19 protein-coding genes are annotated in these 17,779 nt (G+C 59.9%); 9 read left to right on the top strand and 10 right to left on the bottom strand.

Translation table 11 applies throughout. From position 1 onward, the window contains the following. Window positions 1-62: 62 nt before the first annotated feature. From zur to PMI27_RS14200, 4 genes are read left to right on the top strand one after another with little or no spacing between them, the layout of a single operon-like run. Entirely contained in the window at window positions 63-545 is a 483-nt protein-coding gene (gene zur / locus PMI27_RS14185) for a zinc uptake transcriptional repressor Zur (protein ID WP_008155995.1), read from the top strand. Continuing rightward, on the top strand, window positions 545-1,330 hold the full coding sequence (gene znuC, locus PMI27_RS14190; RefSeq protein ID WP_008155993.1) for a zinc ABC transporter ATP-binding protein ZnuC: 786 nt from the start codon (window positions 545-547) through the stop codon (window positions 1,328-1,330). Before zur ends, znuC begins: the two co-directional genes overlap by 1 nt. Further along, on the top strand, window positions 1,323-2,111 hold the full coding sequence (znuB, locus tag PMI27_RS14195) for a zinc ABC transporter permease subunit ZnuB (RefSeq protein ID WP_008155991.1): 789 nt from the start codon (window positions 1,323-1,325) through the stop codon (window positions 2,109-2,111). The genes znuC and znuB overlap by 8 nt, the downstream gene beginning before the upstream one ends. A gap of 37 nt (window positions 2,112-2,148) precedes the next feature. Beyond that, window positions 2,149-2,865, top strand: a complete 717-nt coding sequence (locus tag PMI27_RS14200) for a PA5502 family lipoprotein (protein ID WP_024164575.1) — start codon at window positions 2,149-2,151, stop codon at window positions 2,863-2,865. A 100-nt stretch (window positions 2,866-2,965) separates the two neighbouring features. On the opposite strand, the gene katE is transcribed toward PMI27_RS14200, so the two are convergent. After that, window positions 2,966-5,104, bottom strand: a complete 2,139-nt coding sequence (gene katE / locus PMI27_RS14205) for a catalase HPII (protein ID WP_008152454.1) — start codon at window positions 5,102-5,104, stop codon at window positions 2,966-2,968. A 260-nt stretch (window positions 5,105-5,364) separates the two neighbouring features. On the opposite strand from katE, the gene PMI27_RS14210 reads away from it, so the two are divergent. From PMI27_RS14210 to PMI27_RS14220, 3 genes are all read left to right on the top strand, one after another. Next, window positions 5,365-6,372, top strand: coding sequence for a methionine ABC transporter ATP-binding protein (locus PMI27_RS14210; RefSeq protein WP_008152457.1), 1,008 nt, complete (start codon window positions 5,365-5,367; stop codon window positions 6,370-6,372). Beyond that, window positions 6,372-7,067, top strand: coding sequence for a methionine ABC transporter permease (locus PMI27_RS14215; protein ID WP_008152458.1), 696 nt, complete (start codon window positions 6,372-6,374; stop codon window positions 7,065-7,067). Before PMI27_RS14210 ends, PMI27_RS14215 begins: the two co-directional genes overlap by 1 nt. Window positions 7,068-7,144: 77 nt before the next feature. Beyond that, window positions 7,145-7,918, top strand: coding sequence for a MetQ/NlpA family ABC transporter substrate-binding protein (locus PMI27_RS14220; protein ID WP_008152460.1), 774 nt, complete (start codon window positions 7,145-7,147; stop codon window positions 7,916-7,918). A gap of 175 nt (window positions 7,919-8,093) precedes the next feature. Here the strand turns inward: PMI27_RS14220 and PMI27_RS14225 are convergent, their stop codons facing one another. Genes PMI27_RS14225 through PMI27_RS14245 form a run of 5 tightly spaced genes read right to left on the bottom strand, consistent with a single transcriptional unit; the run spans window position 8,094 to window position 12,002 of the window. Beyond that, window positions 8,094-8,729, bottom strand: a complete 636-nt coding sequence (locus PMI27_RS14225) for an SCO family protein (RefSeq protein WP_008152461.1) — start codon at window positions 8,727-8,729, stop codon at window positions 8,094-8,096. Next, the gene (gene cyoE, locus PMI27_RS14230; RefSeq protein WP_008152463.1) at window positions 8,726-9,625 is read right to left on the bottom strand and encodes a heme o synthase; all 900 of its coding nucleotides are present in this window, start codon (window positions 9,623-9,625) and stop codon (window positions 8,726-8,728) included. Before cyoE ends, PMI27_RS14225 begins: the two co-directional genes overlap by 4 nt. Beyond that, entirely contained in the window at window positions 9,613-10,692 is a 1,080-nt protein-coding gene (locus tag PMI27_RS14235; RefSeq protein WP_008152465.1) for a COX15/CtaA family protein, read from the bottom strand. Before PMI27_RS14235 ends, cyoE begins: the two co-directional genes overlap by 13 nt. A gap of 10 nt (window positions 10,693-10,702) precedes the next feature. Continuing rightward, complete coding sequence (locus PMI27_RS14240) at window positions 10,703-11,296, bottom strand: hypothetical protein (protein ID WP_008152467.1); 594 nt, start codon at window positions 11,294-11,296, stop codon at window positions 10,703-10,705. Continuing rightward, entirely contained in the window at window positions 11,262-12,002 is a 741-nt protein-coding gene (locus PMI27_RS14245) for an SURF1 family protein (protein WP_008152469.1), read from the bottom strand. Before PMI27_RS14245 ends, PMI27_RS14240 begins: the two co-directional genes overlap by 35 nt. Before the next feature lie 70 nt (window positions 12,003-12,072). Between PMI27_RS14245 and PMI27_RS14250 the strand changes: the two genes are divergently transcribed. Then, entirely contained in the window at window positions 12,073-12,276 is a 204-nt protein-coding gene (locus tag PMI27_RS14250) for a twin transmembrane helix small protein (RefSeq protein ID WP_008152470.1), read from the top strand. A gap of 3 nt (window positions 12,277-12,279) precedes the next feature. Here PMI27_RS14250 and PMI27_RS14255 read toward each other — a convergent pair whose 3' ends face one another. The 4 genes from PMI27_RS14255 to coxB form a co-directional block, all read right to left on the bottom strand. Next, complete coding sequence (locus tag PMI27_RS14255) at window positions 12,280-13,167, bottom strand: cytochrome c oxidase subunit 3 (protein WP_008152473.1); 888 nt, start codon at window positions 13,165-13,167, stop codon at window positions 12,280-12,282. Window positions 13,168-13,200: 33 nt separating this feature from the next. Continuing rightward, complete coding sequence (locus tag PMI27_RS14260; RefSeq protein ID WP_008152475.1) at window positions 13,201-13,758, bottom strand: cytochrome c oxidase assembly protein; 558 nt, start codon at window positions 13,756-13,758, stop codon at window positions 13,201-13,203. Window positions 13,759-13,947: 189 nt separating this feature from the next. Then, window positions 13,948-15,540, bottom strand: a complete 1,593-nt coding sequence (gene ctaD / locus PMI27_RS14265; protein ID WP_008152477.1) for a cytochrome c oxidase subunit I — start codon at window positions 15,538-15,540, stop codon at window positions 13,948-13,950. A gap of 82 nt (window positions 15,541-15,622) precedes the next feature. After that, the gene (coxB, locus tag PMI27_RS14270; protein WP_008152478.1) at window positions 15,623-16,750 is read right to left on the bottom strand and encodes a cytochrome c oxidase subunit II; all 1,128 of its coding nucleotides are present in this window, start codon (window positions 16,748-16,750) and stop codon (window positions 15,623-15,625) included. Window positions 16,751-17,121: 371 nt separating this feature from the next. Here coxB and PMI27_RS14275 point away from each other — a divergent pair, with 371 nt between their 5' ends. Further along, a complete protein-coding gene (locus PMI27_RS14275; RefSeq protein WP_008152480.1) occupies window positions 17,122-17,772 on the top strand; it encodes a hypothetical protein in 651 nt (216 codons plus the stop codon). Window positions 17,773-17,779 lie beyond the last annotated feature (7 nt).

Below are 17,779 nucleotides of genomic sequence, written 5' to 3'. Positions count from 1 at the left end.
ACCACTCGAAGAGGCGAGAACGGGTAACATAATAACGTCTCTCACAAAACTCGTCGCCGCTCATGCCTAAAACACCGATTGCCAGCCGTCCCCACGACCACTCTCATTGCGTCCATAGCGCATTGTCTGAGGCCGATGCTCTGTGCGCACGTCAAGGCCTGCGCCTGACCGCCTTGCGCCGGCGGGTGCTGGAACTGGTCTGGCAAAGCCACAAGCCGTTGGGTGCCTACGACATTCTCGCGGTGCTCAGCGAGCAGGACGGCCGCCGTGCGGCGCCACCGACCGTGTACCGTGCGCTGGACTTCCTGCTGGAAAACGGCCTCGTACACCGCATCTCCTCGCTGAACGCCTTCGTCGGCTGCAATCACCCCGAACACGCCCATCAGGGCCAGTTCCTGATTTGCCGCGAATGCCACGCCGCCATCGAGCTCGAACAGAAATCCATCAGCGACGCGATCATCAGTAGCGCCAAGGATGTCGGATTTGTCGTCGAAGGCCAGACCGTTGAAGTGGTCGGCCTCTGCTCGGGTTGCCAGGGGGTTTGATGAGCAACGCGCTGATCCGCCTCGAGCAGGTTGCTGTCACCTTTGCCGGGCAAAACGTGCTGGATAACATCGAGCTGAGCGTCGAGCCCGGGCAGATCGTCACCCTGATCGGCCCTAACGGCGCCGGCAAGACCACGCTGGTGCGCGCTGTACTCGGTCTGTTGAAACCGGACAGCGGCAGCGTGTGGCGCAAGCCGAAACTGCGGGTCGGTTACATGCCGCAAAAACTTCACGTCGATCCGACGCTGCCGCTGTCGGTGCTGCGTTTCTTGCGTCTGGTGCCGGGCGTGGACCGCGCCATGGCCTTGTCGGCACTCAAGGAAGTCGGTGCCGAACAGGTGATCGACAGCCCGGTGCAAAGTGTTTCCGGTGGCGAAATGCAGCGGGTGCTGCTGGCCCGGGCATTGCTGCGCGAGCCGGAATTGCTGGTACTCGATGAACCTGTGCAAGGCGTCGATGTGGCCGGTCAGGCCGAGCTCTACAGCCTGATCACACGATTGCGCGACCGCCACGGCTGCGGTGTGTTGATGGTGTCCCACGATCTGCACCTGGTGATGAGCACCACCGACCAGGTGGTCTGCCTCAACCGTCACGTTTGCTGCTCCGGGCATCCCGAGCAGGTCAGCGGCGATCCGGCTTTCGTCGAGCTGTTCGGAAAGAACGCACAAAGCCTGGCGATTTATCACCACCATCACGACCACGCCCATGACCTGCATGGCTCGGTGGTCAGCGCGGCCCCGTCGGTCCCTACCCACGTTCATGGAGATAGCTGCAAGCATGGCTGATTTTCTGCTCTACGCCCTGCTTGCAGGCCTGGCCCTGGCGTTGGTCGCGGGCCCGCTGGGTTCGTTCGTGGTCTGGCGGCGCATGGCCTATTTCGGCGACACCCTTTCCCATGCCGCGCTGCTCGGCGTGGCGCTGGGTTTTCTGCTGGATGTCAGCCCGACCGTTGCCGTCACCGTAGGCTGCCTGCTGTTGGCGGTGTTGCTGGTGACCTTGCAACAACGCCAACCGCTGGCGTCCGACACGCTTTTGGGAATTCTCGCACCGAGCACGCTCTCTTTGGGTTTGGTCGTACTAAGCTTCATGCACGAAGTGCGGATCGACCTGATGGCTTATCTGTTCGGCGACTTGCTGGCGATCAGCCCGACCGATCTGGCCTGGATACTCGGCGGCAGCGCGGGCGTTCTGGCCTTGCTGGTGACGTTGTGGCGGCCATTGCTGGCAATCACGGTGCATGAAGAACTGGCCAGGGTTGAAGGTCTGCCCGTGGCGGCGTTGCGCTTGACCCTGATGTTGCTGATCGCCGTGGTGATCGCAGTGGCGATGAAAATCGTCGGTGTGTTGCTGATTACGTCCTTGCTGATCATCCCGGCGGCTGCGGCACAACGTCACGCCCGGTCACCGGAGCAGATGGCACTGGGCGCGAGCCTGCTGGGTATGCTCGCGGTCTGTGGCGGACTGGCGCTGTCGTGGTTCAAGGACACCCCGGCGGGCCCATCGATTGTTGTGACGGCCGCCGCACTGTTTCTGCTGAGTTTTGTCCTGCCCCGTCGAGGGGTGTAGACTTGCTCGTTTTTTGCGCAAATAGAGAGTCGCAGGAATGAAGCCGTTCCCCTCCCGTTATCTGCTCCTTGTCGCATTTTCGCTGCTACTGGGCGCTTGTCAAAGCACGCCACCGGCGGCCACCGAGGCTACCGGTACACGGGCCACGGCCATCGCACAGCTGCAACAAAGCCTGGCCAGCAGTGAACTGGCGACTGCCGAAGATCAGCTGGCTGCCTTGCAGGCCGAGTCGCCCAATGATCAATCCCTGGAGCAATACCAGCGGCAACTGGCCGAAGCCTATCTGCGCCGCAGCCAGATCGTGCTGCAAAAAGGCGATGTGAATGCCGCTGCCACGGCGCTGAGCCGCGCCCGGTCGTTGATGCCCAAGGCTCCGGCGCTGACCGGTGGGGTCAACAACGCCATCGTTGATGCCCGCAAAGCTGAACTGGATAGAGCCGAAGCGGCGCTCATGGCTGCCGAAGCCAAGCCACAGGCCAAAGTCATCGATCCGACGGCTGAAAGCACCACAGTTGCGTTGAACCTGACTGATATGACCAAGCTTCGTCGCCAACTGGATGCGATCGCCGCCGATGTGGTGAATTACCAGTGCGACGTGAGCATTCAGGCGCCACGCACCCAGGACTTCCCTTGGTTGACCACGTTGCTGACCAAACGCGTGAAGAAGCTCGATTCGGATTTTGACCTGAATCTGGAGAAGCAGATTCTGCGTAACGTTCCGGCGCAGATGGTTTTGAGCCCTCGTAAGCCTTAAAAGCATCGCGGGCAAGCCATGCTCCTACAGGTTTTGAGTCGTTCACACCTGTAGGAGCAAGGCTTGCCCGCGATGGCGTCCTCACTATTTACACAAAACCTTAAGCCGGAATCGCCTTGGCCTTAGGCTCCCTGTCCCACACCCGATGCTGCCCGATCGCGGCAAAAAACGGTTTGATCAACTTCGCATCCGCCCCCACGATCAACCCCGCATCAGCCTCCAGCTTCAACACATCCAGCAACTGTTTGGCCTCGCCCTGCAGCGCAATCGCCTTCAAGTGCTTGTACGCCTCCAGCACGTAATGCAGCGCCACGCCGTCAGTGCTCAACGCCTTGATCGACGCCGCGCCACCGGGCACAAACACCGCATCGAACGCCACTGAAGGCAAGCCTTCCATCGACGCATCGACCGGCAATGCCTTGCCATCGGCGGTGGTCACAGGAGCAGACGTCGGGCCGAGCAGTTTGGCGTGCGCACCTTCGGCCTTCAGCGCTTTCTTCATGGCATCAATCGCTGCACCATCGACGCCATTGGCGGCCAGGATTGCCACTTTGCGGGTTTTGATATCCGCCGGCAGCAAGTTGGCCTGACTCAGGGCCGGCGAGCGATCCGGTGAGGTTTTGCGTACTTCGATCGTCCCGGCTTTGGGCGCTGGCAACCCCAGGTTCTGCGCCACGCGCTTGGCCAGATCCAGATCGATGTTGGCCAGAATCTCATTCACCTGGCGCGCGCGGATGAACGCCCGCTCAACCTTGCCCAACTCGAAGCTGTAAGCCGAGATGATGTGCTCCTGCTCGTGCTTGCTCATGCTGTGAAAAAACAGCCGCGCCTGGGAGAAGTGGTCGCTGAAGGACTCGCTGCGCTGACGGATCTTGTTGGCGTCGATGCGCTCTGGATAACTTTCAAAGCCGCCATCCTGGGCTGCCGGTGGCGTTTCTTTTGGCCAGCCGCTATCAATGGAGTTCGGCTCGTAGGACGCGCGGCCCTTGTCGATGGTGGTGCGATGCAGCGCATCCCGTTGACCATTGTGGAACGGTGCCACCGGGCGGTTGATCGGGATCTCGTGAAAGTTCGGCCCGCCGAGTCGGCTGATTTGCGTATCGGTGTAGGAAAACAGTCGGCCTTGCAGCAATGGATCGTTGGAAAAGTCGATCCCCGGCACGATATGCCCAGGGCAGAAGGCGACCTGTTCGGTTTCGGCGAAGAAGTTATCGGGGTTACGGTTGAGGGTCATTTTGCCCAGTGGGGTGATCGGCACCAGTTCTTCCGGGATCAGCTTGGTAGGGTCGAGGATGTCGAAGTCGAATGTATGTTCGTTCTCCTCCTCGATGATCTGTACGCCCAGTTCCCATTGCGGGTAGTCGCCCATCTCGATCGACTCCCAGAGATCGCGGCGGTGGAAATCCGTGTCTTTACCGGCGAGTTTTTGCGCTTCATCCCACACCAGCGAACAGGTCCCGGCAGTGGGGCGCCAGTGGAATTTGACGAAGCGCGATTTACCTTCGGCATTGATCAGGCGGAAGGTGTGCACGCCGAAGCCTTGCATGCTGCGCAGGCTTTTCGGGATCGCCCGGTCGGACATGGTCCAGATCACCATGTGCGCCGACTCCGGTACCAGAGAGACAAAATCCCAAAAGGTATCGTGAGCTGAACCGCCAGTGGGTATCTCATTGTGCGGCTCGGGTTTCACCGCATGCACGAAGTCAGGAAACTTGATCGCATCCTGAATGAAAAACACCGGCATGTTGTTGCCCACCAGGTCGAAGTTGCCTTCGTCGGTGAAAAACTTCACCGCGAAACCTCGTACGTCCCGCACGGTATCGCCCGACCCACGAGGCCCCTGCACCGTGGAGAAGCGGACGAAGACCGGGGTTTTTTGGCTGGGGTCTTGCAGGAACCCGGCCTTGGTCAGCACGGAATGGGTTTCATAGCTCTGGAAATAGCCGTGTGCGCCGGTGCCGCGGGCATGGACGATGCGCTCGGGAATGCGTTCATGGTCAAAGTGCGTGATCTTTTCACGCATGATGAAATCTTCCAGCAACGATGGGCCGCGGGCGCCGGCCTTCAACGTGTTCTGGTTGTCCGAGACTTTCACGCCCTGGTTAGTGCGCAGGGCCTGTTCAGTGGCGTCGGAGCGGAATTGCTCCAGGCTGTCGAGCTTGGCATTGGTGTTACCGCGGTCCGGGGTATCGGTCCCGGCCAGTGCGCTTTTGGTTGCGGCAGGTTTCTTAGTACTCATCAGACAAAACTCCTCGTTGCGATCCCGCCGTAGCCAGGACTCTTGAGCAATACCCCAGGCACGGACCGGGGCGTTTCGAGTTGCCTAATTAGTGACTGACGACGTTTTGCGCCGTTCCTTTTTTCTAACCTTTGATCGCGTTATTGCCAAATGGAAGGTTGAATGCGGAATAAATGCTAATAACCTCTATACGGACAGGCTAAAATGCGCGCCCGGCTAACCGCTGATCCTTTTCCAACGCGCCCCACAAGGTTCGCTACGTGATCGAGTTTCAAAACGTCCACAAAACCTACCGCGTCGCCGGTAAGGATATTCCCGCCCTGCATCCGACCAATCTGACGATTGAGAACGGTCAGGTCTACGGCCTGATCGGCCATTCCGGTGCGGGAAAAAGTACCCTGCTGCGTCTGATCAATCGCCTGGAAGAGTCCAGTGGCGGCAAGATATTTGTCGACGGCGAAGAAGTCACCGCGCTTGACGCCAACAGCCTGCGACGCTTCCGTCAGCAGGTCGGGATGATTTTCCAGCACTTCAACTTGCTGGCGTCCAAGACCGTGGCCGACAACGTCGCGCTGCCGCTGACCCTGGCCGGTGAGCTGTCACGCAGTGAGATTGACCGGCGTGTGGCCGAATTGCTGAAGCGAGTCGGCCTGTCCGACCACGCCAAGAAGTACCCGGCGCAGTTGTCCGGTGGCCAGAAGCAGCGTGTCGGCATTGCCCGCGCCCTGGCGACCAAGCCGAAAATCCTGTTGTGCGACGAAGCCACCAGCGCACTGGACCCGCAGACCACCGCGTCGGTTCTGCAATTGCTGGCCGAGATCAATCGCGAGCTGAAGCTGACCATCGTGTTGATCACCCACGAGATGGACGTGATCCGCCGGGTCTGCGACCAGGTCGCGGTGATGGACGCTGGCGAGATCGTCGAGCAAGGTTCGGTTGCCGAGGTCTTCCTGCATCCGAAGCACCCGACCACCAAGCGCTTCGTGCAAGAAGACGAGCAGATCGACGAAAGCGAACAGCGCGACGACTTCGCTCACGTTCCAGGCCGCATCGTGCGTCTGACTTTTCAGGGCGAATCGACCTACGCACCGCTGCTGGGCACCGTCGCTCGTGAAACGGGCGTGGACTACAGCATCCTGGCCGGTCGTATCGACCGCATCAAAGATGTGCCCTACGGGCAGTTGACCCTGGCCGTTACCGGTGGCGACATGGAAGCGGCGTTCGCCCACTTCACTGCAGCTGACGTCCACATGGAGGTGCTGCGCTGATGGAATCGTACGACGCATTTATTGAAGCGGCTAAAGAGTTCTTCAAAAACATCGATTGGGCGGAAATCGGCCTGGCCACCAGCGACACGATGCAGATGCTCGGAGGTTCGCTGCTGTTCACCATCCTGCTCGGCCTGCCACTGGGGGTGCTGTTGTTCCTGTGCAGCCCGCGCCAGTTGCTTGAAAACCGCGTGGCCTATGGGCTGATGTCGCTGATGGTGAACATCCTGCGCTCGCTGCCCTTCATCATCCTGCTGATCGTGATGATCCCGTTCACCGTGCTGATCACCGGCACTTCGCTGGGCGTCGCCGGTGCGATTCCGCCGCTGGTGGTGGGCGCCACGCCGTTTTTCGGGCGACTTGTGGAAACCGCTCTGCGTGAGGTGGATCGCGGCATCATTGAAGCAACCCAGGCCATGGGCGCGACCACCAAGCAGATCATCCTCAACGCCTTGCTGCCAGAGGCCCGTCCGGGCATTTACGCGGCGATTACGGTGACGGCTATTACACTGGTGTCCTACACGGCGATGGCCGGTGTAGTCGGTGCCGGTGGGTTGGGCGACCTGGCGATCCGTTTCGGCTACCAGCGTTTCCAGACCGATGTGATGATCGTCACCGTCGTGCTGTTGCTTGTGCTGGTGCAGGTTCTGCAAATGGTTGGCGACAAGCTGGTCGTACACTTCTCCAGAAAATAAACAGTTCTCGTAAACAAGACATGAGCCGGCCATTCGCTGGCAGGCGCCAAACGGGCGCCTCACAAGGAGTTAGCTGAATGAAAAAACTACTCGTCGCGTTCGCTGCCGTTGCAGCGTTCTCTGCTCAGGCCGATGAAACCCTGACCGTCGCGGCCACCCCGGTTCCGCACGCAGAAATCCTCGAATTCGTGAAACCGGCCCTGGCCAAAGAAGGCGTGGACCTGAAGGTCAAAGTCTTCACCGACTACATCCAGCCGAACGTGCAGGTGGCCGAAAAACGTCTGGACGCCAACTTCTTCCAGCACCAGCCGTACCTCGATGAATTCAACAAGGCCAAGGGCACCAACCTGGTGGCCGTTGCCGGTGTGCACCTGGAACCACTGGGCGCTTACTCCAGCAAGTACAAAGCGCTGACCGAGCTGCCAGGCGGCGCCAACGTGGTGATCCCGAACGACGCCACCAACGGCGGCCGTGCGCTGTTGCTGCTGGCGAAGGCTGGCCTGATCAAGTTGAAGGATTCGAACAACATCCTCGCGACCGTCAAGGACATCACCGAGAACACCAAGGACCTGAAATTCCGTGAACTGGAAGCCGCGACCATCCCGCGCGTGCTGACCCAGGTCGACCTGGCACTGATCAACACCAACTACGCGCTGGAAGCCAAGCTTGATCCGTCCAAGGACGCGCTGGTCATCGAAGGCAGCGACTCGCCTTACGTGAACATTCTCGTTGCCCGTCCAGACGACAAGGACAGCGAAGCGATGAAGAAGCTGATTGCTGCCCTGCACAGTCCGGAAGTGAAAGCCTTCATCCTTGAGAAGTACAAAGGCGCGGTGTTGCCGGCGTTCTGATCTGACAAGCAATAAGAAAACGGGGACGCATTGATTGCGTCCCCGTTTTTTATGCCTGGAATACGGACCACTGTGGGAGCGAGCCTGCTCGCGATTGCGGTGGGTCAGTCAACTTAGATGTCAGGTGTGATGGCCCCATCGCGAGCAGGCTCGCTCCCACAGGTTTTTGTGGTGGTTATTTACGGGTAAGCATCACCGGCAACTGCGCCACCAGTTTCACGTTGTTCAACGGCGCCCGAATGAACCCACGCTGCGTCCCGTCCGGCCCGATCACCGCCAGGTTGCCGCTGTGATCGACGGTGTAGTTCGGCTTGCTGGTGTCCGCCGGAATAAACGGAATGCTCACCGCATTGGCCAGTTTCTGAATGTCTTCAACCGACGCCGCCGTCAGCCCCTGGAACTGCGGATCGAAGTAGCCCAGGTACTGCTTGAGCTGCTGGGGCGTGTCGCGGTTCGGGTCGACGCTGACCAGAATGATCTGCAATTTGGCCACAGCCTCTGGCGGCAGCTCGCTTTTGATCTGGCGCAGTTGGGCGAGGGTGGTCGGGCAGATGTCGGGGCAGAAGGTGTAGCCGAAGAACAGCAGCGACCATTTGTCTTTCAGCTCGTTGACCGCCACTGGCTTGCCGTTCTGATCGGTCATGGTGACGGCCGGCAGGTTGCGGCTTTGCGGCAGCAGAATGATCCCGGCATCGATCAGAGCGGTCGGGTCGCCCTGGCCCTTGCCGGACAGCACTTTGTTGATGGTCAGGCCCAGGACCAGCGCGATCAGGGCAACGAGGATGAAGACGGTTTTCTGGGTTCGAGTCATAGGTTCAACAGTAAGTAGTGGTCTACGAGCAGCGCGATAAACAGCAAGAACAAGTAGTAAATAGAGTACTTGAAGGTGTTGATCGCCGCGTGCGGCCGAGTGCCACGGTACAGCACCACGGCCCATTGCAGAAACCTCGCGCCAAGTCCCAGCGCGCAAATCAGGTAGAGCACACCGCTCATGTGGATCACGTACGGCATCAAGCTCACGGCCAGCAGCGCGAAGGTATAAAGCAGGATGTGGACCTTGGTGTAGTGCTCGCCATGGGTCACCGGCAGCATCGGAATATCGGCCTTGGCGTATTCCTCTTTGCGGTGAATGGCCAGCGCCCAGAAGTGCGGCGGGGTCCAGGCGAAGATGATCAACACCAACAGCAAGGGTTCGGCGCTGACATGCCCAGTGGCGGCGGTCCAGCCGAGCAGTGGTGGGGCAGCGCCGGCCAGGCCTCCGATGACGATGTTTTGTGGCGTCGCGCGTTTCAGGAAACCGGTGTAGACCACCGCATAGCCGAGCAGCGAGGCCAGGGTCAGCCAGGCCGTGAGCGGATTGGTGAAGGCTAGCAGTATGGCTTGCCCAAGCACCGCCAATACCAAGGCAAATGTCAGCGCGGCCGCAGGCGACACCCGACCTTCGGCCAGGGGACGTTTGTGCGTGCGGGCCATGACCGCATCGATCCGCCGGTCCACGACATGGTTGACCGCCGCCGCACCGCCGGCACACAAGGCAATCCCCAGGTTGCCGAACACGAGCACCGTCCACGGCACCCCGGCGCGGGTCGCGAGGAACATGCCGACCAGCGAGGTGATGAGCATCAGCACCACCACTTTCGGCTTGGTCAGCTCCAGGTAGTCACGCCAGATCGCCTGACTGTGACGTGCGCCGATCAGAGTCGCCATGGCATCTCTCCTTTTATTGTTATGGGCCCGGCTGAGTGTTTGCGCGGGCTGAACCGCCAGCGCGCAGGGGGTTGCTGCTTGACCCGAACCAGACTGGTTCGCGCGTGATAATTGACCAGCACCATCGTCAGCAACAGTGCCGCGCCGCCCGCGTTATGCGCGACGGCCACTGGCAACGGCAGGTGAAACAGCACATTGCTGATGCCGAGGGTGATTTGCGCGGCGAGGGCGATCAGCACCAACCCGGCCAACCGCGTCATGCCGACGACTTTCAGTTGCCAGGCCAGCCCCAGCAGCACCAGCGTCACCAGCAAAGCGCCGATGCGGTGAGTCAGATGAATCGCGGTGCGGGCATCGCTGTCCAGTTGCCCGCCGAGGTAATTGGGGCCGATGTGTTGAGTCAGGTGAAAACCGTTGGCGAAGTCCGCGGGCGGCAGCCACTGACCGTGACAGGTCGGGAAGTCGATACAGGCCACCGCCGCGTAGTTGGAACTGACCCAGCCACCCAAGGCAATTTGCAGGATCACCAGCAGTAACCCGGCGGTCGCCCAGTACTGCAAACGCCGTGGCACGGTCAGCGCCGGCAACACGCCGGACAATCGCAAGGTCAGCAAAAACAACAGGCTCAACGTCGCAAAGCCGCCGAGCAAATGCCCGGTGACCACTTGTGGCCAGAGCTTGAGCGTTACCGTCCACATGCCGAATGCCGCTTGGGCAATCACCACGGCCAGCAAAAACAACGGCAACTTCACCGGCTGCCCTGGATATCGACGATGAACCCAGGCGCGCCCCGCCAGCACCGAGATCAACAGCCCCAGCGTGCCGGCGAAGTAGCGGTGAACCATCTCGTTCCAGCCCTTATGGGCTTCGACGGGAGCATCGGGAAAATGCAGTTCGGCATGGGCCAATTGAACTTCGCTTTTCGGCACGCTGATAAAGCCGTAGCAACCCGGCCAGTCCGGGCAGCCGAGGCCGGCGTGGGTCAGGCGGGTGTAGGCGCCGAGCAACACCACAATCAGTGCCAGCAAGGTGGCAAACAGCGCGAGGCGAAATCCAGGTTTGGCCATGACGATGCCCTTATCCGATGTTCGACAGTTTCAGCAAATGGCGCAGGTCGTTGAGCAGATCCTTACCCTTCACCGTCGGGTCGTAGCGCAGCACCAGATTGCCGTGAGGGTCGATGATCCACAGCTGCGGCACAGCCTGGTCGCCGGCAGTTTTATGGAAGTCGGTCAGGCTCAGTGGATAGCGCTGCAATTGAGGATACTCGCGCCTCAGCTTGGCGTCGTATTCACTGCTCAGCGGTTGCGCTGCGGCCAAGGCATGACTGGCGCGCCCGGCATCACGGCCGAGGCCGATCTGGATCTGCCGCGCCAGGTACACCAGTTGCTGGCAGTCCACCGAACAATCCTTGGGCGCGGTCACCAGTATTTGCCAACGATCCTCCTGCGCCTGCACGCCGAGGTCGGCGCGGGTCTGGCCGTTGCCGATCAGTTCGCCGTGATAGCTGCGACCTTCCGGCACCCAGAACTGCAATTTGTACATGCCGGTGGCGAGGATCATCGGACCGATCACCCCAAGCAGGATCAGCAGCAACTGCAAGCGACCCTTGCGCCGACTCGCCGGCGATTTCGCCTCAGACATGCTGGGTGGATTCATGGCCGCTCCCATGGTGTTTCTCCTTTGCGTTGTGCCAGCCGAGATAGAGATAGAGGCCGAACAGGGCGATCGACATGGCGAACCACTGCACGGCATAAGCCAGGTGTTTTTCCGGTCCCATGGCGACTACCGGCCAGTCAGCCTGGTAAGTCGCGGGAGCGCTTTCTGCGCGTAATTCGTAGGCAAAACCTTCGCGATCCAGCGCCGTCCAGAGCCTGGCGGGTTCAACTGCGGTAACCAGTTGTGGCCACGTGGCGGTATTCGGGTCGGCGTGCAACTGGAAGGTGGCGCCGGGGGAGACGTAGACCCAGGCAACGAGACTCAAGGCCTGAGTCGGTGTGGTGAATTGCGGTGGGGTGCGGCGATCCGGCCACGGCAGCCAGCCGCGATTGACCAGCAGCCAGAGCCCGGTTGCCTGATCCTGAAACGGTTGCAGCAGCTCGACGCCAACCTTGCCGCCACGCTGACGGTTATCCAGCAACAGGCTGTGGGCGGTATCGAACTGGCCGTGCAGGTGAACCCGGCGGAAGGCCGGATCTGCGGTGTGTTGCAGCTCGGTGCTGGCCATCGGTTCGGCGGCACGGCGCTCGGTGTAGCTTTGCAGCAGCGCGCTTTTCTCTGCGCCCCGGCTCAATTGCCAGAACCCGAGTGACACCAGCATGGGCAACAACACCGCGACCACCAGGGTCGGCACGATGCCCGGCCGGAAACGCTTCATGGCGTCGCCAGAAAGTCGGTAGTCGCGATAGCTATACTCAAGTGCATCGCCTTTCCCCCGGAGTTTCACCATGCTCAAAGCAGCCATCGTCCTGATGCTGATTGCCACGGTTGTCAGCCTGTTCAGCGGCCTGTTTTTTTTGGTCAAGGACGACAGCAGCTCGAACCGCCTCGTCATTGCCTTGAGTGTTCGTGTGGCGCTGGCCGCTATTACCGTTGGCTTGATTGCCTGGGGTTTTTTCAGCGGCCAGTTGGTGTCGCACGTACCTTGGTAAGCCTCAGAGCACGTAGACGAAAACGAACAGACCGATCCACACCACGTCCACGAAGTGCCAGTACCAACTCGCCGCTTCAAACGCGAACTGATGATCGGCGTCGAAGTGCCCGCGCATGATCCGCATCAACATCACAAACAGGATGATGGTGCCGATGGTCACGTGGGCGCCGTGGAAGCCAGTGAGCATGAAGAAGGTCGCGCCGTAGATGCCCGAACCGAGCGTCAGGCCCAGTTCGTGGTAGGCGTGCATGTATTCTTCGGCCTGAAAACCAAGGAACGCGCAGCCCAGTAACACGGTGAGCGCCAGCCAGATTTTCAGCGCGCCGCGATGGCCCTTTTTCAAGGCGTGGTGGGCGATGGTCACGGTGACGCTGGAACTCACCAGCAAGACGGTGTTGAGCAGCGGCAGGCCCCAGGGGCTGATGACTTCCTTGGGTGGCGGAAAGAGTTTCGGGTCAGGGGTATGCAGCAATGGCCAGGCGAACTGGAAGTTCGGCCAGAGCATGTGCGCGATGCCTTTGACTCCTTCACCCCCGAGTGCCGGGCCGGAAATGTTTCTCACATAAAACAGCGCGCCGAAGAACGCGATGAAGAACATCACCTCCGAGAAGATGAACCAGCTCATGCCCCAGCGGAACGAGCGATCCATCTGTGCGCTGTACAACCCCTGACGGCTTTCCTTGATCACCGTACCGAACCAGCCGAACAGCATGTAGGCCAGCAGCAGGCCACCGACGAAAAAGATCAGCGGGCCGTGGGACTCCGGCCGCGCCGCCTTCAGGTCGTTGAACCAGGTGGCCAGGCCGAACACGGTGACGAACATACCGACCGTGGCAATGATCGGCCATTTGCTCTGTGCCGGAACGTAATAATGTTCATGAGTTGCCATTTATTGTTCTCCTTATCGGGCACGCTTTAACGCCTAGCCACCGGTGTTTGCAGCAACAGCCGCGGGTGGATGACGTGCGGTGATATCGAACAGCGTGTAGGAAAGCGTCAGGTGCTTCACATCCTTGGGCATGTCACGGTCAACGATGAAACGTACCGGCATCTCGATCCGTTGACCGGGCTGCAGCACTTGCTGGGTAAAGCAGAAACATTCGGTCTTGTGGAAGTACGCCGCCGCGGCGCTGGGCGCGATGCTCGGAACCGCCTGGGCGCTCATCGGGCGATCGGTCGGGTTATGGGCGATGAAAATCATCTCGTTCACCGCCCCCGGATTAGCCGTCAGCTCATCGCTCTTGGGGTAGAAATCCCAGGACATGTCGGCGGAATTGGTCGACAGAAACTGCACGCGAACCTGCCGCGAGGTGTCGACCGTTTGCTCGCCCTCATACTGCCCGCCGGTCTTGCCGTTGATGCCGAACGCCTTGCACATCACGTCGTAGATCGGCACCAGGGCAAACCCGAAGACAAACATCGCCACCACCACCAGCAACAGGCGGGTGACCAGCTTCTTCAACGAGATGGAATCAGCCACGGTGCTTAACCTCTTTGCAAAACCCTGTGGCGAGGGGGTTTACCCCCGTTCGGCTGCGAAGCAGTCGTAAAACCAGCGCCTGCGGTATGCCTGATACATCACGGTCACCAGTTTTGGGGCCGCTTCGCAGCCCAACGGGGGTAAACCCCCTCGCCACAAAGGTTTCACCAGTTCCCAAGGCCAGGCTGTTCATTTCACTTCCGGCGGCGTGGTGAAGGTGTGATACGGCGCCGGTGACGGGATGCTCCATTCCAGGCCTTCGGCCCCATCCCACGGTTTGGCCGGTGCGGGTGGGCCACCACGGATGGTCTTGATCACGATGAACAGGAAGAAGATCTGCGTGGCGCCGAACATGAACGCACCGATCGACGACACCATGTTGAAGTCGGCGAATTGCAGGTTGTAGTCGGGAATCCGCCGTGGCATACCCGCCAGCCCCACGAAGTGCATCGGGAAGAACGCCATGTTCATGCCGATGAACGAGAGCCAGAAGTGCAGCTTGCCGAGGGTTTCGTCATACATGTGGCCGGTCCATTTCGGCATCCAGTAGTAGGCCGAGGCGAAGATCCCGAAGATCGCTCCAGGCACCAGTACGTAATGGAAGTGGGCGACCACAAAGTAGGTGTCCTGGTACTGGAAGTCCGCCGGGGCGATGGCCAGCATCAACCCGGAGAAACCGCCGATGGAAAACAGGATCACGAACGCCACCGCAAACAGCATCGGTGTCTCGAAGGTCAGCGAGCCTTGCCACATGGTGCTGGCCCAGTTGAACACCTTCACTCCGGTCGGCACCGCGATCAGCAACGTGGCGTACATGAAGAACAACTCGCCCACCAACGGAATGCCGACCACGAACATGTGGTGCGCCCAGACGATGAACGACAGGAACGCGATACTCGCCGTCGCATAGACCATCGAGGTGTAGCCGAACAGCGGCTTGCGTGAGAAGGCCGGAATGATCGAGCTGACGGCACCGAAGGCCGGCAGGATCATGATGTACACCTCGGGGTGACCGAAGAACCAGAACACGTGCTGGAACAACACCGGGTCACCGCCACCTGCGGCACTGAAGAAGCTGGTGCCGAAGTGGATGTCCATCAACATCATCGTCACGCAGCCGGCCAGTACCGGCATCACCGCGATCAGCAGGAACGCGGTAATCAGCCAGGTCCAGACGAACAGCGGCATTTTCATCAACGTCATGCCGGGGGCGCGCAGGTTGAGGATGGTGGCGATCACGTTGATCGCGCCCATGATCGAACTGATCCCCATCAAGTGGATGGCGAAGATAAAGAAGGTCACGCTTTCCGGTGCGTAGGTCGTCGACAGCGGGGCATAGAACGTCCAGCCGAAGTTCGGTCCACCGCCGGGGGTGAACAGGGTCGATACCAGCAGGATGAACGCCGCCGGCAATAGCCAGAAGCTGAAGTTGTTCATCCGTGGCAGGGCCATGTCCGGCGCGCCGATCATCAACGGGATCATCCAGTTGGCGAGGCCTACGAACGCCGGCATCACCGCACCGAAGACCATCACCAGACCGTGCATGGTGGTCATCTGGTTGAAGAACTCCGGCTGGACGATTTGCAACCCCGGCTGGAACAACTCGGCACGAATCACCATCGCGAACGAGCCGCCGAGCAAGAACATGGAGAACGCGAACCACAGGTACAGCGTGCCGATATCCTTGTGGTTGGTAGTCAGCACCCAGCGCATCAGGCCTTTGGCGGGGCCGTGGGCGTGGGCGGTGCCGGTATGAACATGGTCATCGACGACAGCAGTCATGTCCTGTCTCCTGCAAACAGATGGGCTGGGCAGGCCGGGGCGCGATGCCCCGACTGGTTCCTTAAGTGCGCAATAGACCGGGTCATTTGCTTTCCGCCTGTTTCAGCTCCAGCACTTCTTTAGGAGTGACCATGTCGCCTTTGTTGTTGCCCCAGGCGTTACGTTCGTAGGTCACGACCGCTGCGATATCGACTTCCGAGAGCTGCTTGCCGAACGCCGCCATGGCGGTGCCAGGCTTGCCGTGGAAGACAATGCCCAAGTGATCCTTGATCGGTCCGGTAGCGATTTTCGAGCCCTTGAGCGCCGGGAACATCGGCGGCAGGCCCTGACCTTCGGCCTGGTGACAGGCGACGCAGGTGGTGTGATAGATCTTGTCGCCGCGCTCTTTGAGCTCGTCGAGGGTCCATTCCTTGGTGGTCAGCTCTTTAAGCTGCAGGGCTTCAGCCTTGCGCTCGGCCAGCCATTTTTCGTAATCGGCCTTTTCCTTGACCTCGACCACGATCGGCATGAAGCCGTGATCCTTGCCGCACAATTCGGCGCATTGACCGCGGTAGAGGCCGGGCTTGTCGACGCGGGTCCAGGCTTCGTTGACGAACCCCGGAATCGCATCGCGCTTGACCGCAAAGGCCGGCACCCACCAGGAGTGGATGACGTCGGCGGAAGTCACCAGGAAGCGCACCTTGGCGCCGATCGGCAGCACCAAAGGCTTGTCGACCTCAAGCAAGTAGTGCTCGCTCTTGGCTTCCTTGTTGTGGATCTGATCGGCGGGCGTGGTCAGGTTGCTGAAGAACTCAACGTCCTGGCCCAGGTATTTGTAGTGCCACTTCCACTGATAGCCGGTGACCTGGATATCGATATCCGGCTCACTGGCGTCGTACATTTTGATCAGGGTTGCGGTCGCGGGAACCGCCATGGCCACCAGGATCAGGAAGGGCACGATGGTCCAGAGGATTTCAACGGTGGTGCTTTCATGAAATTTTGCGGCCACCTGCCCGGTCGAGCGGCGGTGGAGGATCATCGACCAGAACATGGCGCCGAAGACGATGATGCCGATCACTACACAGATCCAGAAAATGGTCATGTGCAGGTCAAATACTGCGTGACTGATTTCAGTCGCTCCAGGCGCCATATTCACAGTCCAGGCCGCTTGTGCCTGACCGAAAATCGACCACAACAGGAGGCCCATCCAGACGTGTGGATGTCGCATCATTGCGGGTTCCCCTTATCGTTCTTTTTATCCCGCCGGCTTTCACCTGCGGCAAGGGAGCGGCTTTTTCAGACTACGAACTTGAATCGCCGAGCCTTGCTGCGTGTGCAGTCGGGTGTCATCAGCTAACTCCATTCCCACCCGAGTATAGACAGCGACTGCCACCTCGCAACGTGAGGGCGTAAATCATCTGAAACAGCTGGGACTTGCGTTCCAGGGTACGAATGGAGAAGGATGCAGACGAGTGGTGGCAAACCGATATAACTTTGATGTCTCAAGGATGAAATAATTATGACAAATGCGTCTTAGCATTTTTCGTATGCCAGCTAAGTTATGTCTTCCCTATTTCATTGCCTTTGTTTCCTGGAGTTTTCATGAACACCGCCGCATTGCGCGAGCAGATCCAAAAAGCCCAACAACACGAAGCCGAAACCGGCCTGCTGACTCGTCAGCTGGAAACCCAACTGCCACACCTTCACTCCGCCATCCAATTGCCGGATGTCGACGCCAACGGCGTGATGACGCGTTTTGTGGCCGCGTATATAGAGCAAGTGCCGGACCTGCTGGATGCAGCCAATGAAGTCGCCAGGGAAGCGGGTATCGAATCACAGATCAAACCGGTGCTGAAAATCGCCGAGCAGTTCTTCCTCCAGCCACCGGCGATCATGGCCGGTCACGTTGGTCTGGACAGCCTGCTGGACGAAGCCTATCTGGCGCACCGCCTGGTCGAAGAGGTCAATGACCTGTACATCAAGCATTTTGGCCAGCCACTGATCCCCTTGGACATGACTGTTGCCAACCTGATTGCCCACCAACTGATCGGCGAGGAGTTCGCCAATCAACTGGATGAGGCGGTGCATCACGCCGTGGACGAGATGCTCAACGAAGACAGTTTCGCGCTGGAATCGGTGGAGGCCTACCGCGAGAAACTCAACAGCCCGGACACCGGCGCTGCATGGAAGCGCTGGCCGTGCCTGTCGCGCCAACTGGGCGTCGGCCTGGAACTGGATCAGCCCGCGGCTTGATCCATAG

It is taken from the genome of Pseudomonas sp. GM41(2012), from assembly GCF_000282315.2.
Classification (GTDB): Bacteria; Pseudomonadota; Gammaproteobacteria; order Pseudomonadales; family Pseudomonadaceae; genus Aquipseudomonas.
This window is presented reverse-complemented; position numbering and strand designations above follow the sequence as displayed.